20 protein-coding genes are annotated in these 20,912 nt (G+C 43.5%); 4 read left to right on the forward strand and 16 right to left on the reverse strand.

What is annotated here, in order from left to right:
- Positions 1 to 100: 100 nt before the first annotated feature.
- A complete protein-coding gene (gene prmA, locus CJF29_RS08785) occupies positions 101 to 949 on the reverse strand; it encodes a 50S ribosomal protein L11 methyltransferase (RefSeq protein ID WP_004307600.1) in 849 nt (282 codons plus the stop codon).
- 152 nt (positions 950 to 1,101) lie between these two features.
- On the opposite strand from prmA, the gene CJF29_RS08790 reads away from it, so the two are divergent.
- Together CJF29_RS08790 and CJF29_RS08795 are read left to right on the forward strand one after the other, a co-directional pair.
- Positions 1,102 to 2,448 (forward strand): hypothetical protein, encoded by a 1,347-nt coding sequence (locus CJF29_RS08790; RefSeq protein WP_074556447.1) that lies wholly within the window; start codon positions 1,102 to 1,104, stop codon positions 2,446 to 2,448.
- Positions 2,449 to 2,473: 25 nt separating this feature from the next.
- The gene (locus CJF29_RS08795) at positions 2,474 to 4,069 is read left to right on the forward strand and encodes a hypothetical protein (RefSeq protein WP_074556448.1); all 1,596 of its coding nucleotides are present in this window, start codon (positions 2,474 to 2,476) and stop codon (positions 4,067 to 4,069) included.
- Positions 4,070 to 4,189: 120 nt separating this feature from the next.
- Here CJF29_RS08795 and CJF29_RS08800 read toward each other — a convergent pair whose 3' ends face one another.
- From CJF29_RS08800 to CJF29_RS08810, 3 genes are all read right to left on the reverse strand, one after another.
- Positions 4,190 to 4,999, reverse strand: a complete 810-nt coding sequence (locus tag CJF29_RS08800) for a fimbrillin family protein (protein ID WP_004307597.1) — start codon at positions 4,997 to 4,999, stop codon at positions 4,190 to 4,192.
- Between the two features lie 40 nt (positions 5,000 to 5,039).
- Positions 5,040 to 5,510 carry a nucleoside deaminase gene (locus CJF29_RS08805; protein WP_004297398.1) on the reverse strand — a complete coding sequence of 157 codons (471 nt, stop codon included), beginning with the start codon at positions 5,508 to 5,510 and terminating at the stop codon, positions 5,040 to 5,042.
- 156 nt (positions 5,511 to 5,666) lie between these two features.
- Positions 5,667 to 6,653, reverse strand: coding sequence for a Gfo/Idh/MocA family protein (locus tag CJF29_RS08810; protein WP_074556449.1), 987 nt, complete (start codon positions 6,651 to 6,653; stop codon positions 5,667 to 5,669).
- A gap of 227 nt (positions 6,654 to 6,880) precedes the next feature.
- Here CJF29_RS08810 and CJF29_RS08815 point away from each other — a divergent pair, with 227 nt between their 5' ends.
- Positions 6,881 to 7,009, forward strand: a complete 129-nt coding sequence (locus tag CJF29_RS08815) for a hypothetical protein (protein ID WP_255299369.1) — start codon at positions 6,881 to 6,883, stop codon at positions 7,007 to 7,009.
- A gap of 155 nt (positions 7,010 to 7,164) precedes the next feature.
- Here CJF29_RS08815 and CJF29_RS08820 read toward each other — a convergent pair whose 3' ends face one another.
- From CJF29_RS08820 to CJF29_RS08855, 8 genes are all read right to left on the reverse strand, one after another.
- A complete protein-coding gene (locus tag CJF29_RS08820; RefSeq protein WP_074637152.1) occupies positions 7,165 to 8,004 on the reverse strand; it encodes a transporter substrate-binding domain-containing protein in 840 nt (279 codons plus the stop codon).
- Between the two features lie 17 nt (positions 8,005 to 8,021).
- Positions 8,022 to 10,073, reverse strand: coding sequence for a putative porin (locus tag CJF29_RS08825; RefSeq protein ID WP_099146732.1), 2,052 nt, complete (start codon positions 10,071 to 10,073; stop codon positions 8,022 to 8,024).
- A gap of 120 nt (positions 10,074 to 10,193) precedes the next feature.
- The gene (locus CJF29_RS08830; protein WP_074556452.1) at positions 10,194 to 10,736 is read right to left on the reverse strand and encodes a 2-oxoacid:acceptor oxidoreductase family protein; all 543 of its coding nucleotides are present in this window, start codon (positions 10,734 to 10,736) and stop codon (positions 10,194 to 10,196) included.
- A 20-nt stretch (positions 10,737 to 10,756) separates the two neighbouring features.
- Entirely contained in the window at positions 10,757 to 11,521 is a 765-nt protein-coding gene (locus CJF29_RS08835; protein WP_005677852.1) for a thiamine pyrophosphate-dependent enzyme, read from the reverse strand.
- 12 nt (positions 11,522 to 11,533) lie between these two features.
- Complete coding sequence (locus CJF29_RS08840; protein WP_008999147.1) at positions 11,534 to 11,707, reverse strand: hypothetical protein; 174 nt, start codon at positions 11,705 to 11,707, stop codon at positions 11,534 to 11,536.
- A 101-nt stretch (positions 11,708 to 11,808) separates the two neighbouring features.
- Positions 11,809 to 12,888: a 3-methyl-2-oxobutanoate dehydrogenase subunit VorB gene (locus tag CJF29_RS08845; protein ID WP_413544536.1), complete on the reverse strand. Its 1,080-nt coding sequence runs from the start codon at positions 12,886 to 12,888 to the stop codon at positions 11,809 to 11,811.
- A gap of 11 nt (positions 12,889 to 12,899) precedes the next feature.
- Positions 12,900 to 13,127, reverse strand: a complete 228-nt coding sequence (locus CJF29_RS08850; RefSeq protein ID WP_004297419.1) for a ferredoxin family protein — start codon at positions 13,125 to 13,127, stop codon at positions 12,900 to 12,902.
- Between the two features lie 34 nt (positions 13,128 to 13,161).
- Positions 13,162 to 13,443 carry a tetratricopeptide repeat protein gene (locus CJF29_RS08855; RefSeq protein WP_074637144.1) on the reverse strand — a complete coding sequence of 94 codons (282 nt, stop codon included), beginning with the start codon at positions 13,441 to 13,443 and terminating at the stop codon, positions 13,162 to 13,164.
- A 256-nt stretch (positions 13,444 to 13,699) separates the two neighbouring features.
- On the opposite strand from CJF29_RS08855, the gene CJF29_RS08860 reads away from it, so the two are divergent.
- Complete coding sequence (locus CJF29_RS08860) at positions 13,700 to 14,179, forward strand: DUF456 domain-containing protein (RefSeq protein ID WP_074556510.1); 480 nt, start codon at positions 13,700 to 13,702, stop codon at positions 14,177 to 14,179.
- Positions 14,180 to 14,290: 111 nt separating this feature from the next.
- On the opposite strand, the gene rpiB is transcribed toward CJF29_RS08860, so the two are convergent.
- The 4 genes from rpiB to CJF29_RS08880 form a co-directional block, all read right to left on the reverse strand.
- Positions 14,291 to 14,725 carry a ribose 5-phosphate isomerase B gene (rpiB, locus tag CJF29_RS08865; RefSeq protein ID WP_004297448.1) on the reverse strand — a complete coding sequence of 145 codons (435 nt, stop codon included), beginning with the start codon at positions 14,723 to 14,725 and terminating at the stop codon, positions 14,291 to 14,293.
- Entirely contained in the window at positions 14,725 to 16,734 is a 2,010-nt protein-coding gene (locus CJF29_RS08870) for a transketolase family protein (RefSeq protein WP_099146731.1), read from the reverse strand. The genes rpiB and CJF29_RS08870 overlap by 1 nt, the downstream gene beginning before the upstream one ends.
- A 142-nt stretch (positions 16,735 to 16,876) precedes the next feature.
- Complete coding sequence (locus tag CJF29_RS08875) at positions 16,877 to 18,421, reverse strand: alpha-N-arabinofuranosidase (protein ID WP_099146730.1); 1,545 nt, start codon at positions 18,419 to 18,421, stop codon at positions 16,877 to 16,879.
- Between the two features lie 66 nt (positions 18,422 to 18,487).
- Entirely contained in the window at positions 18,488 to 20,890 is a 2,403-nt protein-coding gene (locus tag CJF29_RS08880; RefSeq protein WP_099146729.1) for a glycoside hydrolase family 127 protein, read from the reverse strand.
- Between the last annotated feature and the right edge of the window lie 22 nt (positions 20,891 to 20,912).

Below are 20,912 nucleotides of genomic sequence, written 5' to 3' on the forward strand. Positions count from 1 at the left end.
AGTGACGCTATCCGATACAAATAGTGACGGTATATGCTTGGGATAGCGTCACTATCCCAAGCATATACCGTCACTATTTTTTCTACATCCATCAGGACTCTTATCCTTTATAAACAAACTTCACCTCTGCCCAGCGATTCTTCTCTTTATAATGAACGAAAGTCAATCCGTTCTTTTCCGCTTCTTCGCGGATGGCGGTAATATCGTCTACGTAAAATCCACTCATATAGAGTTCGGAATCCGTATGCATGGAGGCAACATATTGCTTCATATCATTCAGTAATATATTCCGGTTGATGTTGGCGATGATAACGTCGAAAGGTCCTTTTCCTGTAAGCGACGAGGCATCTCCTTGTGAAACGGCAATATCGTCTACGTGGTTCAATTCGATATTTTCGATGGAGTTTCGTACACACCATTCATCAATGTCGATGGCTGTACAGGGGCGTGCGCCCCGCATACGTGCGAGGATGGCAAGAATTGAAGTTCCGCAGCCCATATCGAGCAGAGATTTATCTTTCAATTCGCTGTCCAACAATTCTTCAATGATGAGGCTGGTAGTCTCGTGGTGTCCTGTTCCGAAGGCCATTTGAGGATTGATGACAATGTCATATTCCGCTTTGGGAATATCTTGGTGGAAAGTGCTGTGAATCACACATCGGTTTCCGATAATGATGGGTTGAAAGAAATTCTTTTCCCATTCTTCATTCCAGTCCTTATCTTCCGCTTCGGTGTATGTATAAGTAATATCCGTATCGGGTAGGGGGAACTCGGTGATGGCAATCTTGATGGCGTTTTCATCACAGATTGTCTGTTGGATATATGCGGTCAGTCCGCCTTCACACTCAACAAAACTTTCAAACCCGACTTCACCCAGTACGGCAGCCAGTACGTCAGTGACGATTTCTGTGCAAGGGTGGGTGCGGAATGTGAACTCAAAATACTTCATAGTTGTTTTTAATTCTGGTGAATAATGGACAAAGATAGTTAGAAATAGGGATTTCCCTATTATCCTTTGGGGAAAATCTCCCTCGGACGAAAAATCTCTTCCTTATCTTTGTAACATGAATAAGTTTAAGTAATTACATAAACCGAGATGATATGAAAAAGATTGTTTATTTCTTGCTATTTGCCTTGTGCCTCCCGATAGGCTTGATGGCACAAAGCGTTGATGACGACCTTTACTTCATTCCTTCAAAAGACAAACAGGAGAAGAAAGAAACTCCGGTTAAGAAGGAAACGAAGAAACAGGTGACCAACATCTATACTTCACCGGGTACTACAGTAGTGGTTCAGGACCGTAAGGGAAGAACACGGGATGTGGATGAATATAACCGCCGTTACGATGCACGTGATAATGAATTCGTAATGGATAATGATACCTTATATATAAAAGAAAAATCTAATCCGGATTTGGACGGAGAATGGGTGACAGGCGAATTCAATGGTACGGAAGACGACTATGAATACGCTGAACGTATCATCCGTTTCCGCAATCCTCGTTTTGCTATCAGCATCAGCAGCCCGTTGTATTGGGATGTAGTTTACGGTCCGAATTCATGGGACTGGAATGTATATACCGACGGTATGTATGCTTATGCGTTCCCGACATTCAGTAATCCACTCTGGTGGGATTGGCGTTATGGCTCTTACGGCTGGGGATGGAACTATGGCTGGGGATGGAATCGTCCTTACTACGCTTGGGGATATTCTCCGGGTTATTGGGGCGGCTGGTATGGCGGCTACTGGGGTGGCTGGTATGGCGGCGGTTATTGGGGACATCACCACCACTGGCACGGTGGTCCTAGCTGGGGCTGGGGCGGAGGTGGAAGACCTTATTATGCCGGACGTAGTGTGATAAATGGAAATAACCGTTCCTATTATTCAGGTTCGAGATATTATAATTCTACTTCTTATAGAAGAGGAACAGGTTCATCAACTACACGGCCTACTAATTCTTCAGTTGGACAAAGTGTTCGTCGTTCCGGTACCACTACAGGTGCAAATAGCAGAGTAGTAGGAACACGTGATTATACTCGTAGCAGTAGTAATGGTTCTGTTCGTTCGGGAAGTTCATATTCTCGTAGGAATACGGAAACATACACACGCCCAAGCAGTACACGTAGTTCCGGTACTAGCACACGTAATTCTGGTTCTTCCTATACTAGAAGTAACAGTTCAACGGGAAATTCCAGAACAAGTACTAGTCGCAGTAGCGGTAGTAGCTACTCACGCGGAAGTTCAACTTCTACATCACGAAGCTATACACCTGATAGATCATCATCCCGCTCTTCCAATTCAGGTAGCTATTCAAGAAGTAGTGGAAGTAGCTACTCATCAGGTAGCAGTGGTAGTTATTCTCGCAGTTCTGGTAGCAGTGGCAGTTCTTCACGTAGTAGTGGCGGTGGTGGCTCTTCACGTAGTTCTGGCGGTAGCTATAGAAGATAATTTATAATTTCAAAAGAGATTGATTATGAAAAGTAATAGAATATTAGCGATTTGTATTCTTTTGATAGGTGTAGGATTTCTAAATGCTCAAACAACTATCTATGATGCAAACCGATGGATGGGAAGTGATTTAAATGGAACTGCTCGTTTTGTAGGTATGGGTGGTGCTATGGGAGCCTTGGGTGGAGATATTACTACTATGGGAACCAATCCTGCCGGTATCGGAATTTATCGCAGCAATGATTTTATGGTGTCATTTGGTTTTGATAATACAGGAACAAAAGCTAATGGAGCGAGTCTTGACAAGTTTCATGGCTCATTCGATAATGCCGGATTTGTGTTCTCTACAAAAATAGGAAATACAACAGCGTTGAGATTTGCCAACTTTGGTTTCAATTATCGCAAAATGAAGTCATTCAATAGAAGTATGCTGATGAGTGGAGTATTCAACACTTCTCAAACTGTTCAAATGGCCAACATGGTAAACTTTGATTCATACGGAGGTTTTGATCCATTTACAGAAGCAGCTTTGAGGAGCGATGATGCTTTCCAAAATCCGGAATTGCCTTGGTTGGGTATTATGGGATATAATGCTCATTTAGTGAATCCTGTTTACGGGGAAGTTGATCCTGATAATCCGGATGCAGAACCTCCCTTTGAGGGGTATCTGCCCTATTTTCAGGCAGGAGATGCTGTGAGCCAGTCTTATCGTTCAAAAGAAAGTGGAGGCATCCATTCTTTTGATTTGAATGGTGCGTTGAATTTTTATGATCGTTTTTATGTTGGAGCTACATTAGGACTTTACAGTGTGAACTATGATAGGACCAGCGAATATAATGAAGACTTTACAGATAAGGATGGGAATGGCCATGGAGGATATACCTTAGGAAATGACTTTTGGGTAGATGGTAGTGGAGTTGATTTTAAACTTGGTTTCATTCTTCGTCCTTTTGAGTCATCTTCGTTCCGTATAGGTGCAGCTGTACATACCCCGACTTTCTTTAGTTTGAAGGAACGCAATACTGCTTATATTAATTTTGATTTGAATGAGGATACGCGCGGTATTACCAGACCTTATGATGCTCGTGGAAATGATACTGAAGGAGAATATGAATATAAATTAGTTACTCCGTGGAAATTCAATGCAAGTATGGGATATACTATCGGTTCTTCCGTCGCATTGGGAGTTGAGTATGAATATTCAGACCGTACTAAAGCTAAAATGAAAGATCCGGACGGATATGAATTAGGTCAGACGGAAGACATTAAAGCGATGATGAAGCCTGTTCATACACTTCGTGTTGGAGCTGAATTTAAGCTAGCACCGGAATTTTCATTCCGTTTGGGATATAATCATATAACTGCTCCTTTGAAATCAGACGCTTTTAAGTATCTTCCTGTAAACTCAATGCGTACTGATACGGAGTTCTCTAATCCGGGTGCTACTAATAATTATACATTCGGTTGTGGTTATCGTGGTGAAAGTTTCTATGTGGATATGGCATATTTGTATAACACTTATAAAGAAACATTCTATGCTTTTGATAGTTTAGAATTACCAGGAACAAAGGTAACCAATAATAATCATAAGGTGGTTCTTACCGTAGGTATGCGCTTCTAATCTAATAAAGAGACAGTTTTCAATTTCAATAATAACTTTTGTGTGTAAAAAATCCCTGGAATGCTGAGTGTCTACAGCGGTTCCGGGGATTTTTATTAGTATCACTTTTTATTCTTTATTTTATCTGAATAGTGGAGTCCGTTCGTCAATGATTCCGCGTCTTGCGTACATTTTTACCGCAACAGGAGTTCCGGCTTCTATGGTAATGTCCTCCTCTGCGATGATAGGTTCTTCTTTACCGTCCTCCAGGATAACCGTTCCTATTTTCTCGCCGGCTTTGATGATCTGTGGAATCAAGTTAGTCAAGATACCTTCAGATACTTTCCGAATATCAATGTATTCCGGTTTTGCATTGGGGTCAGCTTCGATTTTGCCGCTGAACAAGTCCTGTACACCTTTGTTCTTCAAGAACAGTTTAACGATTGCTCTACCTTCGTACGGCTGGTTGTTCTCGTCGAGCAGAACGACGGGCGTTGTCATTCTCTTGAATGCAAGAGCAACATTCTTAGAACCTTTGTTGGCTTGGGCTGTACCGAACAAATATTCTAAGCCACCCTTGATTTCACGATAGCGGCTGCTCAATGATCTGGTAGTAGCTGCTTCGTCGGTCAATTCAGGATAATGAGCATAGAAAGTAACCGTTTCCGAATCGGTGCCTGCCTCGTTCCAGGTCTGGCTATCCATACCTATGGCAAATGGATGATAATCCTGCTCGGCAACGGACATTGAGATGACATCTCCGGCAGCGAAATTGTTCTTTAACGGAAGTGTCAAACTACTGCTGTTACGAGTAAGAGCATTGTTGATACTTTGGTCAATAGAAGTAGAAAAGTCGATCACTTCTTTACTGGGATCTTGCAGTTCTTCTTGCTGTTGACAACTGAACAGGCATACTGATGCCATAACAAATAAAAGGCTTTTTCTTTTCATTTGAGGGGTAATTAATAGGTTAATAATAGTGAGAGGTTTTTTAATATTCTACTCTGTCTTCTTTGGCCGCCCAGGCTTTGAAGGCAGTAAGGGCTTCATTATGCAATAAGATTTCGGAAGGAAGCTTTCTGTCTTCAGGCTTCAGTTCCAGTTCGTCATAGATAAAAGAGTCGTCGAAGCCAATATTCTTGGCATCGGTCTTATTGTTTCCATAGTACATTTTATCCAATCGCGCCCAGTAAATCGCACCGAGACACATGGGACAAGGTTCGCAGGAAGTATAGATTTCGTATCCGCTAAGATTAAAAGTACCGAGTTTGGCAGCTGCGGCACGTATCGCACTCACTTCGGCATGAGCAGTTGGGTCACAAGATGCCGTAACACGATTTACTCCTGTTGCAACTATTTCCCCCTCTTTCGTGGCAATCACAGCACCGAAAGGACCTCCACCATTTTCAACATTTTCTTTGGAGAGCTCGATTGCTTTCCGCATTAAGTCTTCTCTAGTCATGGCACAAAAAATATATTGTTAGTTTCATTTTCCCTTTGCTTCTTTTTACAAAGATAGAAAAAACTAACAATATACAATGGAATATTCCTATTAATTTTTTAACAGTATCAGTAAACTTCGCAAGAAAATGATACTTTTTTTTTGCTTTTTTTCGGGTTATAGTTTACCTAATATCTTGTCCATTACCCAGTTAGTGAGCGTTGCGCTTTCACCGTCACAGGAGCAAACGGACTTACCCAATAAGTGATCTACCACTGCTTGAATGAGAGGTTGTTGCACATGTTCCGGGTTACCGATGCAGATTTCTTCCCGTCCTTTTTCGGTATGTAAGCCTATAGGTTCATAAGTAAAAACAGAGAAACAAATCATTCCCTTGTCACCGATAATTTCAATACGGTCTTCGCGGGCAGAGTCATGGGCTACGAAACACCAGGAACCGCTACCAACCAATCCGCTATCAAATTGGAAACAGGCGCTTAATGTATCTTCAGCAGGATAAAGTCCACCCCGATTGCTCTTATAACCACTTGCTTCGAGGATGCAGCCGAACATATCCTGCAACAAATCAATCTGATGCGGAGCAAGGTCATAGAAGTAGCCACCTCCGGCAATGTCAGCCTGCACACGCCAGGGAAGATTATCGCGATTGTAATCCAGATCGCGTGGCGGTTGGGCAAAACGAATTTGCACATTGATAATATTACCGATAGTACCGTTCTCTACCAGTTCCTTTACTTTCTGGAAATAGGGGAGATAACGGCGATAGTAAGCAACGAAACAGGGAACTCCCGTTTCATTGGATATGCGGTTGATGCGCGTACATTCTTCGTACGTCACAGCCATTGGTTTCTCAATATAGGCAGGTTTGCCTGCTTTCATGGACATAATGGCATACGTAGCATGTGAAGAAGGAGGAGTGGCAATGTAGACAGCATTTACTTCCGGATCATCGATCAGTTCTTGTGCATCGTCATACCATTTTTTGATTCCTCTCTCTTTGGCATACGCTTTCGCCTTCGCACCGTCACGACTCATTACGGCTACGACTTCCGAATGTTCTACTTTCTGGAAAGCGGGACCACTTTTTGTCTTGGTTACTTCTCCGCAACCAATAAAGCCCCATTTGATAATCTTTTCACTCATAATATATACCTATTGTGTCTGCTTTAACAACTCCCCAAAGATAAAGCTATTTTTTGTCAAGAGCAACTTTATTGATTATTAACTTGGCAGAGACAGTGGGAAAACAGACATTACGTTTTACTTCAATAGAGGCTCTGCTTTACCTGAACAGACGGTCTGTTTCGGGAGAATAGAGTCTCTGTTTGATGTCGGCATACACTTCAATTCTAGTAAGAAGCAAGGTGAACATGGCTGAACCTCCGGGTGAAGAACCGTTAGTCACCGGGAAAGGGGAGCGAAAAGCCTGGGCGGGGAGAGGTTTTCTCCGGATGGATAAAAAGAAAGGAGAGAATCGCGATTCCCTCCTTTGCGTGTAGTTTAATTGAAACTACTTTATCATTAACTCTGTAAAGATACGACATTTGAAAGCGAAAGTCAAGTCTTTGGGAATTTATTTCTGGAAATAGACATGAATATATCCATCTTACACTCTGTTTTTGATTGTTTTCTTCTGACCTGTAAAGAAATAAGGTTATTCTTTATCATAGTATTTCTTATAAATCTTTTGGCATTCCTTTTCCTTTTGGAATTTATCCAGCCATGTATTCAAACTATCGAGTAAGGCGGGGGATTGTTTGCTGACTGCCCATGAGTAGAACTGCGTGAAGCTGATAGCTGTATTAATATCTATTTGCGGCAACGAATCTGCTGCTGCCAGTGCGATGCTTTCGTCGCAAACGGCATAGTCGATGTCTCCATGCGCTACCATTGATATCAATTGTTCGGAACCGTATTTATCAATCTCCTTGATGTAGATAGTATCTCCGATCTCATTGCCTAGATTCTGAATACGCAAAATAGAGGGGGAACCTTTTACGACATGAAGTGTTCGCTGGGCTAAATCCAGTTGGGTGCGGATATAGAGTGAATCATTCTCTCCAATTTCTTTGCGTTGCACCAGCACTTGCTTGTTGAGGAAAATGGGAGAGGTGAGAAGCAGAGAGTCTTTTAACTTGCTGGTGGCTAATATGCCATAAGCAATCACGTCATAACGTCCCTCGCTTAATCCTTCCAACCGCTCTTCGAAACTCATAATAGGTGTTATTTCGGCTTTGAGTCCTTTGTCCCGGGCGAATGCCTGTATCAGTTCGTAATGAAAGCCGGAAACGGTGTCACTGTCTACATAAAAACTGATGGAATTATATTCGGTAGCTACACGTATGATACCCTCCTTGGCAATGGCAGCATAATCACGCGGATGTCCCGCAGGTTTTTCTTGCTTACCGCATTGACGGAAAGAGAAGATAAATGCCAATACAACAATCACTGGCACTAAATATCTGAACAGTCTCAATTTGGGGCGTGATACCATAAGTCGTATAGTTTTTGTTAATCATAGAAATTCCATGAAAGACCGAATTTTAGCACACGTGGGTTGATGGGGTAGTGCGGAGACAAAAAGTAATTCGGACTGCTCATGCCCTGGTTCACGTGATACATCATTACATAGAAACGTGTACGCTTTAAATGTAAATTTGCATATACATTCACAATCGGATAACCTCCTATCTGTACTTGGTCGTCTGTCGGTTGCAGATGAAAATTCTGAATGGCCGGCATATAGGCAGGTGCATTGTATTTGCTGAAATAACGCACGTCGGCTCCCAATTGCACACTAAGTACTTTCTTCGCCAGTTTGAACTGCATATAGAAGTTATGATATAGCGAGAGATCAGGTAGGGGAAGTACAGTCTGGTCACTGGATTTCTGCCAGGTCACTTCATTGTCCAGATGGAAGATTCCCAACTTGAAGTCCTGATTAAGACTTGCAGATAATACCTGTATACTTCCGTTGTTCTGTTCTGGTGTTGCTTCTTGGTTGAAGTAAGTATAGTTCTTGATGTTTTCAACTCCTGCTTTCAGGCGTGTCCTCCAACGTGCAATGCTCAATTCCCCCTCAATACGGGTACGGAATTCCTTGTCCATATCGTCGTCCCACATAAAATGCTTGGAATGATAATGGCGCATATAGAAAGGAGCAAGCTTATTGCTGACTTCACCACGGGCTATCAGACTGACGGTATCTTTCCATAACGGGAAGTTCAGGTCAATATCTCCTTTTACATTAAATTGTCCGATGGCTTTTCCTGCCAATCCCACTTCTCCGATAGCATGGTAATGAAGTACATTTCCTTCACGTTTGGATAATTCTCCTCCAACAAATATTTCATTTTCGTTGTATTTGTCGGGCAACGGATTTCCTTCCATATTCATCAATGTATACTTGCTGATTTTATAGGAAGCGAATGCCGTCAATCCGGCTTTGGCATATTTATTAAAGCCTTCCAATAGAGCAATACCTATGGTATTCTTGATTCCTACATAGGTGGTACTGTCTCTGGCCGTAGGATTATCTGGGTCTAAATAAGTGTTTTGATAATAATTCTTCTCGCGCATATCATCATTCGAGTTGAAGGTATGCCGTGCCCGTTCTATCTGGATGGTGTGTATAAAACTGGTAACGGGGACAAACTCCTGTTTGGCGGGAGTGGTGTCATTTTCAGCCTGTGGTATGTCACGACTGAATCCCAGATTATATCGTTGGGTCAGGAAGACATAAAAGTCATGGTTACGGTTGGTCGTTGCATTTAGTACGGTAGGAATATTGGTTGACTCATATTCTCTTTGACCTTGCGCCATTTCTTCCGGTGCAGTGATATAGCGGTCGTCCTCAATACCTCCGTTTTCGTTTGTTTTCAGGTAATTGTTGCTGTATATAGCTTGCATCTGATATTTGTCGCCGATATAGCTACCGAAAACAGCTGCGTTAAAATACGCCGTATTCTGATTATTGTAATATCCTCGTCCGTACAGGTAATCTATATTAAATCCGAAAGCCAGTTTCTTGTTTACATTGACAGAGAAGTAAGATTTGAAACGCTCTTCCCCGTTCACTTTATTACCGGCTTTGTGATACGTCAGATTCGTATAAGGTACGTTACTGTTGGTAAAATTAAATTCCGTAGGACGAATAAAGAAACTGGAGAAAGGCTCCATGAAAATAGTCGGTTCCGGGTCACGGCGGTCAAAGAAGATGCGTGACATACGGGGAGAACCCATATTGGCCAGATAATTGTAATGTCCGGTAAGTCCTTCGGTCAGGTTTGAATTCTGGAAATGATGAAAGGCTGTATCTGCCGGTACTATGGTCCGGTCGCCCAACTGGTTTTTGATACGCCACATATACAATTTTGGAGGCAATCCCTGTACTTCGACATTTGCACTATCCAATCTGTCCGGAATCATGGCAGGGTCTACCTGATTTCCGTATTGGTCGTATCCGTTTTCGTCTACTCTCTGGCGACCATTATCGAACTGTGCCTGAACAGTCGTCAAACCTATAACGGAAAGTAATATATATAATAGTAAGATTCGTCTCATAATTGGAGGCAAAGATACTTACTTTAATTGAGAATTGAGAATTGAGAATTGAAAAATATGTTGCATCCTTTACTTGGCGAGCAATTATTTCTTAATTCTCAATTCTTAATTTTTAATTTATTAAACCTCACGGATTAACTCCATCCCTTTCTTGATAGCTTCCTCGTTCATAGGAATCAAGTGGTGGTGGCGTTCCGGCAAGGTTTTCTTCAATCCTTTAACCACATTCTCCAAAGTTACAACCGGACGAAGTTTCAATAAACCGCCAAGTACGATCATGTTGAATGCTTTGGCATTGTTCATCTCGTTGGCTGCATCCATTGCGTCAATACGATATACTTTGATATCCTTGCGAGTAGGAGGGTGGATAATTCCGTAACCGTCATAAATCAGGATACCGCCGGGTTTCACTTTGCTTTCGAACTTCTCGAGTGAAGGCTGGTTCAGAATGATGGCAGCATCATATTTACTTAGAATCGGTGAAGATATCTTGTCGTCGCTTACAATAACTGTAACGTTGGCCGTTCCACCTCGTTGTTCAGGACCATAAGCCGGCATCCAGCTCACTTCTTTGCCTTCCATCAGACCGGAATATGCCAGAATCTTACCCATAGACAATACGCCTTGTCCACCGAAGCCTGCTATAATAATTTCTTCTTTCATTGTTCTGTTGACTTTTAGCGTTATTCTTTATCTTTTAAATCACCTAGCGGATAGAATGGGAACATGTGTTCTTCCATCCATTTGTTTGCTTTTTCGGGAGTCATCTTCCAGCCGGAGCTGCAAGTAGAAACAATTTCCACCAGGTTGGAACCTTTACCGCTCATGGAATTCTCAAACGCCTTACGGATTGCTTTCTTAGCTTTGCGGATAGCCGGTACGGATTGTACGGACTGGCGGGTTACGTAAGCGGTTCCTTCCAATTGGGCAGCGATTTCAGTAATCTTCAGCGGATAGCCATGAAGTTCCACGTCACGTCCGTAAGGACAAGTCGAACTCTTCATTCCTACCAGTGTAGTCGGGGCCATCTGACCACCTGTCATACCATAGATGGCATTGTTGATAAAGATAATCGTAATGTTTTCGCCACGGTTCAAAGCATGTATGGTTTCAGCTGTACCGATACAGGCCAAGTCACCGTCGCCTTGGTATGTAAATACGAGACGGTCCGGCCACAAGCGTTTGACAGCGGTTGCCACAGCAGGAGCGCGCCCGTGTGCTGCTTCTTGCCAGTCAATGTCCAGATAGTTATAGGCGAAAACCGCACATCCTACCGGAGAGATTCCCACTGTTTTATCTTCCATGCCCATTTCCTCTATTACTTCGGCAATGAGTTTGTGTACCACGCCGTGACTGCAGCCCGGACAGTAGTGCATGGCGTTATCGTTCATCAGAGTCGGTTTTTTGTAAACCAGATTCTCGGGTTTGATTATTTCTTCTTTAGTCATAACTTCTTCTCCTTATCTGTTGGTGAACCGTATAAAAAACTCCATCAGCTTGACAAAGATTGCCGCGCCGCATACGTAGATAAACATTTTGAAATCTTCTTTGGCTACAAAATAGATGATGATGGCTGCGACGGCCAATATCATAAAGAGGATATTCAGTACGTTTCTTATTTTATCGGGATTCATCGCTTTATTTACTATTTTTTATTTACGATTTACGATTAAGATTATTTTGCGACTTACCATAGTTACTTTAGTCGTAAATCGTAAATAGTCTAATCGTCTAATTACATTATTTTTTCTTCCAAGGCAGTTACAATTTCATCCGGGTCGGGCACAATACCGCCGAGGCGTCCGAAATGTTCTACCTTTATTTTACCGTTAACAGCCAGGCGGACATCTTCAATCATCTGTCCGGCATTCAGTTCCGTAACAAGCATGCCCTTTACTTTATCAGCATAAGAGGCAATTGCCTTTGTCGGGAATGGCCACAAGGTGATCGGACGCAGAATACCTACTTTGATACCCTTTTCACGAGCCAGTTCCATTGCTTTTTGGCCAATGCGTGCCATTGAACCAAAGGCGATGATCAGATATTCTGCATCTTCGCAGTTTATTTCTTCAAAACGTACTTCGTTTTCTTCGATTTTACGATACTTGGCCTGGAAGCGGAGGTTGTTGATTTCCATTGCTTCCGGTTTCAGTTCCAGAGAAGTGATAATGTTCGGTTTGCGGCCTTTCGCCTTTCCGGTAGTAGCCCATGGGCATTGTTCGATTACTTCCGCTTCCGTGCGGCGTGCTTTTTGAGCAGGAAGAACTACTTTTTCCATCATCTGTCCGATCACACCATCAGCAAGAATAATAGCCGGATTACGGTATTTGAATGCCAATTCGAATCCCAGTGCTACGAAATCCGCCATTTCCTGTACGGATGCCGGTGCGAGTGCTATCAGTCTGTAGTCACCATGACCACCACCTTTTACAGTCTGGAAGTAGTCTGCCTGGCTCGGTTGGATGGTTCCCAGTCCGGGACCGCCACGCATCACGTTCACAATCAGACAAGGAAGTTCGGCACCTGCGATGTAAGAGATACCTTCCTGTTTCAGACTTACACTAGGACTTGAGGATGATGTCATAACCATTTTTCCACTACCTGCACCTCCATATACCATATTGATAGCTGCCACTTCACTTTCTGCCTGGAGTACTACCATGCCGGTTGTTTCCCACGGTTTCAGTTCGGCCAGCGTTTCCAACACTTCCGATTGGGGAGTAATAGGATATCCGAAGTATCCATCCGCACCGCAGCGGATAGCTGCATGGGCGATGGCTTCGTTTCCTTTCATTAATACAACTTCTTCTGCCATATTCTTTTCTTTTATTCTACTTTTACTTTATACACTGAAATACATCCGTCCGGACAAACCGTTGCACACGAGCTGCATCCGTTGCAGGTATCTTCTTTTACTTGCCAGGCATAGTTATAGCCTTTCATATTTACCTCTTTATTGAGGGCGATTACATCGAGCGGACATGCCACTACACACAGGTTGCATCCTTTGCAACGTTCCGTGTCGACTACGATTGCTCCTTTGATTTTTGCCATAATCTTTATTTTATTACGTTATCTTTGAGTTCGATTATTGATTAAACATATCTTTGTGGTAGAAATTGAGGATATCAATTGCCATTTTCCTGGCCTGAACGGCAGGGCTGTCCGGATTGAGCTCGATGGCATACTGGTAGTTGTCCAGTGCCCGCTTCCAATCTCCTTTTTTTCGGTAGGCATTTCCCCGTAAATAGTAAAGAGTATCTTTCTCTTTTTCGGCAGAAGTGTCCTGGAGAAGCTGGTCCAATTGCTTAATCGCTGTGTCCACATCCCCCTGATTGATAAGCTCTTTTAGGTTGTCTATTTGCTCCATTTCTTTCGTCTTTCGGGATTCTGAAACGCAAAGATAGTTTTTATTTGTGTAAGTGGGGCAAATGAAGACGGAAATTTACAACGTTTGGACTTTATTGTATATTGTATAGTAGAGGCGGATTATCCTCTGATATGCTACACGCTCTTGTCATTATTAAGCAGGCAGTGAAGGGGAAAGGGGTAGAAAAATTCTTGATGTTAGCTTGTTTTTACTGAAAGATACGGTATTTTTGTGCAGAATTAAAAAAGAACAGACTATGCTAGATATTATTTTGATTGTAATTGGCGTGCTTTGTATGATAGCTGGGTTGGCGGGTTGTATCCTTCCGTTTCTTCCCGGTACTCCCATTGCTTATTTAGGGCTGGTCATTCTGGATCTTACCGATAAAGTGCAATATACTACAACACAATTAATTGTGTGGCTTTTGATTGTGGTCGTTTTGCAAGTATTGGATTACTTCATGCCGATGCTGGGGAGCAAGTATAGTGGCGGTAGTAAATGGGGAAATTGGGGATGTATTATAGGAACTCTTGTCGGCCTTCTTTTTTTGCCTTGGGGAATTATTCTTGGTCCTTTTCTAGGAGCGGTGATTGGTGAATTATTGGGAAATAAAGAGTTTTTCCAAGCACTCAAATCCGGTGTAGGTTCATTAATCGGATTTATATTCGGAACTTTTCTAAAGTTTGTTGTTTGCGGTTATTTTTGTTATCAGTTTATTGTGGGGTTGGTGCGATAAGTACTTTCCTTTCATAACCTCATATACAAGAAACTCTGATATCAGTATAAAAATAAAGCTGCCCTTCAAAAAGAAGAACAGCTTTACTCATGTTTGATTTATCTTCAGGCTTTATTTTACAGGAATCTTGTCAATACGATTCTGATGACGGCCACCGTCAAATTTGGTAGAGAAGAACTCTGTCAAAATCATGTCCGCTTCTTCAGTGCTGATGAAGCGTCCCGGCATAACCAGTACATTAGCGTCATTGTGCTGACGAGCTAGGTGTGCGATTTCTGCATTCCAGCAGAGAGCAGCACGAACCCCTTGGTGCTTGTTCAGCGTCATATTGATTCCGTTTCCACTGCCGCAGATAGCGATACCGGGATAACATTCTCCCGATTCCACTGCAAGAGCCAGCGGATGAGCATAATCCGGATAGTCTACGCTTGCGGTAGAGTTAGTTCCGAAATCCTTGTAAGCCCAGCCTTTTGCTTCCAGCCAGCCGCGAACATATTCTTTCAGTTCAAAACCGGCATGGTCGCATGCTAATCCGATTGTTTTCATTAGAGCATTGCTTTTACTTGGTTATATACGTTCTCGGCAGTAAATCCAAGTTTCTCATCCAATACTTTATAAGGAGCAGAGAAACCGAAAGATTCCAATCCCCAAACTTTACCGTGGCAACCTACCAGACCTTGAAGAGTGACAGGCAGGCCGGCAGTCATACCGAAAATCTTCGCATCTGCCGGAAGGATAGCTTCCTGATATTCTTTCGGTTGGTTGCGGAACAGACCTTCAGACGGAGCAGATACAATGCGTACCTTCACGTCCTCTTTGCGAAGCAACTCTGTGCCGGCTACCAATGTAGACACTTCAGAACCTGAAGCTACCAGGATAACATCCGGATTTTCGTCGGAACCTGCTACGATATAAGCACCCTTAGCTGCTTGTTCGTAATCTGTTCCTGCCGGTAAGTTGGCAATATTTTGGCGAGAGAAGATCAATCCTGTCGGAGTAGACATATTTTCCATGGCAAGTTTCCATGCAATAGTTGTTTCTTCTGCATCGGCCGGACGAAGTACCAACATAGAGTTGTGTCCCTTGTGGTTCTTTAGTTTTTCCATCAGGCGGATTTGTGCTTCCTGTTCTACCGGTTCGTGAGTAGGACCGTCTTCACCTACGCGGAATGCGTCGTGTGTCCAGATGAATTTCACCGGTTGTTCCATCAAAGCAGCCATACGTACGGCAGGTTTCATGTAATCGGAGAATACGAAGAATGTACCGCAAGCAGCGATTACACCACCGTGGAGTGACATACCGATACAGATACAAGCCATCGACAATTCTGATACACCTGCCTGGAAGAATGCTCCGCTGAAATCACCTTTCTTGAAAGAATGAGTCTTTTTCAGGAAACCGTCAGTCTTGTCAGAGTTAGAAAGGTCGGCCGAAGCAACGATCATGTTTTCTACCTGTGTAGCAAGTGCGCCCAATACGGTTGCAGATGCAGCACGAGTAGCGCTACCTGCTTTCTGTTCGATAGCAGCCCAGTCCACTTTCGGAGCTTTGCCCGAGAAGAAGAGTTCCAGTTTTGCTGCCAGTTCCGGGTTTGCTTTCGCCCATGCAGCTTTCTTTGCATACTTTTCAGCAACGATCTTTTTCAGTTCTTCTGCTCTTTTTGCATACAGTTCGGCTACTTCCGGGAATATAACGAACGGGTTAGTAGGATCACCACCCAGATTCTTGATTGTATTTACATAAGCGTCGCCACCGAGAGGAGCACCGTGTGTAGCGCAGTTGGCTTCATAGCTGCTGCCGTCTGCCTTGCGTGCACCTTTACCCATAACCGTTTTGCCGATAATCAGTGTAGGGCGTTCTTTTTCAGCCTGTGCTTCTTTGATTGCTGCGCGGATTTCGTCAGGATCATTACCGTTGATGCTAAGTACGTTCCATCCCCATGCTTCATATTTCATGGCAGTATCTTCAACGGTTACATCTTTCGTTTCAGTAGAAAGCTGGATATCGTTGGAGTCATAGAACATAATCAGGTTGTCCAGTCCCAGTGCACCGGCAATACGTCCGGAACCTTGAGAGATTTCTTCCTGAATACCACCGTCAGAGATGTAAGCGTAAATGGTCTGATTCATCACCTCGTCGAAACGGGCTTTCAGGAATTTGGCAGCGATGGCAGCACCCACAGCGAAAGTGTGTCCTTGTCCCAGCGGACCGGAAGTATTTTCGATACCACGCATGATGTCCACTTCAGGGTGTCCCGGAGTAGGGCTTCCCCATTGACGGAATTCTTTCAGTTCGTCCAGAGTGAATTTACCGGTCAATGCCAGTGTAGAATAAAGCATCGGAGACATATGGCCCGGATCCAGGAAGAAGCGGTCACGTCCTTCCCAACGGGGATTTTCAGGATCGTATACTAGAAACTCAGAGAAGAGTACATTTACAAAATCAGCACCACCCATGGCGCCACCCGGGTGACCGGAATTGGCTTTTTCAACCATTGAAGCAGCAAGAATACGGATGTTATCCGCTGCACGATTCATAAGTTTGTTATCGTTCATATCATTAAAATTTAATTGATTTCTGTCAGATTGTTCGCAAAGATAACTCTTTATGTGGATTTAACAATCCAAAAGAGCTATCTTTTTTATCGACAATTTTACGGTCTTCTTGTTTGTGATACAATAAGTAATTGCCCTAAAATTACTGTAACTCTAAAGTAACAATGGACTTAGCAGGAAGTTTTACCTTCATTGTACCTTTATTGATTTTTACCTCTTTGAAAGGTGCCGGCTTTACAATATTAGGGTTTTCAAAAGAATTGTAATCGGTCAGTTTGGCGGAGGTCAGAATCTCTCCAACTGCTTTTTTTGCTTTCGTATCACCCAGATTGATGGTGATTTCCTGTGCTTCGTCAGTATCTACATTAGAAAGAGAAAGGTGAATCACTCCATCCTTGTTTTTGGAAGCTGTGGCGCTTACCATCGGAACGGTACGGTTATCACGTACACTCATCTTTTCGCAAGTCAGCTCAATGGGAAGATAAGTGGCATCCTGATGTACTTTATACATCTTGAAGACATAATAAGTAGGAGTGAGCACCATTTCTTTGTCTTTTGTCAGAATCATCGATTGAAGTACATTGACTATCTGCGCGATGTTTGCCATCTTCAAGCGGTCTGTATATTTGTGGAATACGTCAAGGCTTAAAGAAGCAACGAAAGCATCGCGCAATGTATTCTGCTGATACAGATGTCCTTTGATGGTTCCCGGTTCCTCATCCCACCAGGTTCCCCATTCGTCCAGTAAGAGAGCGATTTTCTTGTCCTTGTCATATTTGTCCATGATGGTACAATGTTTCTTGAGTACATCTTCCACTTCCAGACATTTGCCCATCGTCCAATAATAATCATCCTTGTTGAATTGAGTGGCTGATCCTTTGCTGCCACTCCATCCGGTTACGGTATAATAGTGCAGAGAAAGACCGTCCATCCGGTGTCCTACACGATTCATCAATACATCTGTCCATTTGTAATCATAGTCACTTGCGCCACTGGCAATCTTGAACAGACGGTTGCCGTCATAATTGCGGCAATAAGTAGAATAACGACGGTATAAGTCTGCGTAATATTCCGGACGCATGCTGCCACCGCACCCCCAGCTTTCATTTCCTACGCCGAGATATTTCAATTTCCATGCTTTGTCGCGACCATTCTTACGGCGAAGGTTAGCCATAGGCGAGTCTCCGTCAGAAGTCATATATTCCACCCATTTAGCAAGCTCTTCCACTGTGCCGCTACCTACATTTCCACTTACATAAGGCTCACAATCCAGCATTTCGCAAAGATTCAGGAACTCATGTGTACCGAAACTGTTATCTTCAATCGTTCCGCCCCAGTTGTTATTCACCATCTTCGGACGGTTTTCTTTCGGACCGATGCCGTCCATCCAATGATACTCATCGGCAAAGCAGCCACCCGGCCAGCGTAGAACGGGAACAGCCAAGTCTTTTAATGCATTGAATACATCTGTACGGTATCCCTTGATATTGGGTATATCTGACTTTTCGCCTACCCAAAGACCACCGTAGATACATGAACCCAGGTGTTCGGCAAACTGACCGTAGATTTCTTTCGGGATAATTTCTTTGCCTTGGTCGGCATGTACGGTTATGGTAGCACTCTTTTGCGCGGAAAGAGATACTGATGCTGCCAGAAAGGCCGTGCTGACTAATAGTTTTGCTTTCATAAATGGTATTTGTTTAATGATTATATAGATGTTTGATTTTGATGATGGTTATTTCTTTTTGAACGTTTATTTTAGTAAACGCACTTCGTAAATTGCAGGTGTCCATTCCGTTCCGTCAGGGATGAAACGTATTGGACAGCTACCTGTATTCAGTTTTTGAGGCAGGACATAAGAAAGGGTGATAAAGCCATCTTTATCCGCTTCACTGATAGTCGGATGAACAGCCAACTTTTCGTTATTCAAAAGAATAGCCACTTTATTGCGGTCATCTTTCCGTACCGTAATCAGGAGGCGGCTTGCTTCTTCTTTCACTTTCAACTGATAGCCGAACCAACCTTTGGCACGTCGGAAATGCCGGTCTTTATTCGTCCCTGTTTCTGCCTGCTCATACTGGATGCCATGGTCAGATTCCGGTTGCTGTTCACCAGGGAAGATAAGGTCAATGGTTTGATTAGCCAATTCTGTTGCTTTTCGTTCAGCCGTTGCCATCTCTTCCTGAATCGCTTTAAACTGCTCTTCGCTTGCCTGCCGGAAATAAACGGCATAACGGGAATTATGCAGGCGGAAGAAGGGAACAAGCTCCAATGCTTTGCCTTGTACAGGATAAACCTCTCCGTTATAGTTGAAAGCGATCCGGCTGCCTTGTTCTTTGTGAAGAGATTTACGGATGGAATCGGGATTTCCTATCAACATCGGAACTTCCTGTAAAGGAATCTGTTTGCCATGGGCGATATGTCCGCCACGACTGTCATCGGCATATAAACCATCGAGGTGTTCAGTGCCTGTGGAAGCTGCAAGAACGATAGGGCCATATAAGAAAGCATAATAGTCTTTCTTATCAGGAATTTGTTCCATGCTGACTCTCATAGGCAAGTTGAAAGTAATGACATCTCCTTTTTTCCATTTGCGGGAGAGGGGAAGATACTGGTTACCTTTTGCCATAACGAATATTTTTCTTTTTCCATTGATGCTGACGCTATATCCTTTGGATTGGTTCGCCCATTCCGGAATACGTATCATTAAAGTACGTTTTTTCTTAGGCGCTTCATCTATTCGCAAAGTTACCTTACCGTCGTCAGGGAATCGGGTTTCCTGTGTCAAAGTTACGCCTTGCTCTTTCCAGGTCAGTTGTGAAGGGATGAAGAGATTGATATAAAGCGTATCTTTCTGATGTGCATAAATAAATTCACCGTATTTGGTATGATTCTCCAAGCCAGAACCGACACAGCACCACATGGATGTTTCCGGTTGTGAGTACACACGATAGTGTCCCGGGCGCATGGGAGTGAAATAGACAAATCCACCCTTATTCGGTTCCTGCGATGCAAGAATGTGATTGTAAAGCGCACGTTCGTAATAGTTTACGTAGTTGGGATCAGGCTCCTGTGTATTGTTGGGATTGTGAGAATTCTGGTAAAGCATTTTAGTAAGACGGAGCATGTTGTAAGTATTACAGGTTTCCGGTCCTTGAACGTCGTTCAGCATGGACGTGAAGTTATCCGCCGGGTGGAAATGCTCACGGACACTATTTCCTCCGATGCAGACGGAACGGTGATTGACTACCGTATTCCAAAAGAAACGGGCGGCATGATCCCATTCAGCAGCATGATTCCAACTCTTGTCATCTTGCGAAAGTTCGGCTATTCGTTTGTAACCGATCACTTTGGGAATCTGTGTGTTGGCGTGCATACCTGTCAGCTTGTCTTCATCTTTGATAAGCGGGTCTAAAATAAGCTTGTGAGAGAAACGGCGTGCCAGTTCCAGATACTTCTTGTCGCCTGTGATTTCGGCCACGTCAGCGAACGTTTCGTTTAATCCGCCATGTTCGCTACGAAGCATATCCTGCATTTGTTCGTCGCTCAAGCCGGAAGTGATATCAATCATCCAGTCTGTAAGGTCAATCAGCATTTTACGTGCCAGATCGCTTCCTGCATACAAGTAAGCGTCCCGTAATCCTGCATACGTTTTATGTATATTGTATAGAGGTACCCATTTGCCGTTAAGGTCGAAACCTCCGGCACGGATCTTTCCTGCTTTTATATCTTTCCAAAGTTGAAGGCTTCCCGGAGTTCCTCCGATGAATCCTGTGCCGACAGTTTGCTGTGCCCGATTCAACTCATTCAGCATGTAGTTGAGGCGATTATAGACTGCGGTATCTCCGGTGGCGGCATACATCATGGAAAGTGCGGATAAATAATGTCCGCCGATATGTCCGTCCAATCCGGTATTTTCCCAATTGGTGTAGCCGGGGGCTTTAGGCTGTAACCCTGCTTCGCGGAGAAAAGGAGCGAGCAGACGGTCGGGGTCTAATGCAAGTATGTAATGTAGATCAGTCTGTTGAGCTTGCAGAAACGGACTATCCAATAGTTTCACATTTTGTAAAGGGAAGTAAGACACCTGTGGAGCGTTTTGAGCTTTGGCCAGTGAGGTGGACAGGACAAGTGCAAGTATGAACGAGGTGGTTTTCATGATAATAGTCTCCCCATCTCCC

This window comes from Bacteroides celer (assembly GCF_002632415.2).
In the GTDB taxonomy this organism is placed as follows: domain Bacteria; phylum Bacteroidota; class Bacteroidia; order Bacteroidales; family Bacteroidaceae; genus Bacteroides.

Bases quoted from the DNA above. Each gene is read 5' to 3' on its own strand.
- prmA (WP_004307600.1), bottom strand. From the start codon at position 949: ATGAAGTATTTTGAGTTCACATTCCGCACCCACCCTTGCACAGAAATC.
- CJF29_RS08790 (WP_074556447.1), top strand. From the start codon at position 1,102: ATGAAAAAGATTGTTTATTTCTTGCTATTTGCCTTGTGCCTCCCGATA.
- CJF29_RS08795 (WP_074556448.1), top strand. From the start codon at position 2,474: ATGAAAAGTAATAGAATATTAGCGATTTGTATTCTTTTGATAGGTGTA.
- CJF29_RS08800 (WP_004307597.1), bottom strand. From the start codon at position 4,999: ATGAAAAGAAAAAGCCTTTTATTTGTTATGGCATCAGTATGCCTGTTC.
- CJF29_RS08805 (WP_004297398.1), bottom strand. From the start codon at position 5,510: ATGACTAGAGAAGACTTAATGCGGAAAGCAATCGAGCTCTCCAAAGAA.
- CJF29_RS08810 (WP_074556449.1), bottom strand. From the start codon at position 6,653: ATGAGTGAAAAGATTATCAAATGGGGCTTTATTGGTTGCGGAGAAGTA.
- CJF29_RS08815 (WP_255299369.1), top strand. From the start codon at position 6,881: ATGGCTGAACCTCCGGGTGAAGAACCGTTAGTCACCGGGAAAGGGGAG.
- CJF29_RS08820 (WP_074637152.1), bottom strand. From the start codon at position 8,004: ATGGTATCACGCCCCAAATTGAGACTGTTCAGATATTTAGTGCCAGTG.
- CJF29_RS08825 (WP_099146732.1), bottom strand. From the start codon at position 10,073: ATGAGACGAATCTTACTATTATATATATTACTTTCCGTTATAGGTTTG.
- CJF29_RS08830 (WP_074556452.1), bottom strand. From the start codon at position 10,736: ATGAAAGAAGAAATTATTATAGCAGGCTTCGGTGGACAAGGCGTATTG.
- CJF29_RS08835 (WP_005677852.1), bottom strand. From the start codon at position 11,521: ATGACTAAAGAAGAAATAATCAAACCCGAGAATCTGGTTTACAAAAAA.
- CJF29_RS08840 (WP_008999147.1), bottom strand. From the start codon at position 11,707: ATGAATCCCGATAAAATAAGAAACGTACTGAATATCCTCTTTATGATA.
- CJF29_RS08845 (WP_413544536.1), bottom strand. From the start codon at position 12,888: ATGGCAGAAGAAGTTGTATTAATGAAAGGAAACGAAGCCATCGCCCAT.
- CJF29_RS08850 (WP_004297419.1), bottom strand. From the start codon at position 13,127: ATGGCAAAAATCAAAGGAGCAATCGTAGTCGACACGGAACGTTGCAAA.
- CJF29_RS08855 (WP_074637144.1), bottom strand. From the start codon at position 13,443: ATGGAGCAAATAGACAACCTAAAAGAGCTTATCAATCAGGGGGATGTG.
- CJF29_RS08860 (WP_074556510.1), top strand. From the start codon at position 13,700: ATGCTAGATATTATTTTGATTGTAATTGGCGTGCTTTGTATGATAGCT.
- rpiB (WP_004297448.1), bottom strand. From the start codon at position 14,725: ATGAAAACAATCGGATTAGCATGCGACCATGCCGGTTTTGAACTGAAA.
- CJF29_RS08870 (WP_099146731.1), bottom strand. From the start codon at position 16,734: ATGAACGATAACAAACTTATGAATCGTGCAGCGGATAACATCCGTATT.
- CJF29_RS08875 (WP_099146730.1), bottom strand. From the start codon at position 18,421: ATGAAAGCAAAACTATTAGTCAGCACGGCCTTTCTGGCAGCATCAGTA.
- CJF29_RS08880 (WP_099146729.1), bottom strand. From the start codon at position 20,890: ATGAAAACCACCTCGTTCATACTTGCACTTGTCCTGTCCACCTCACTG.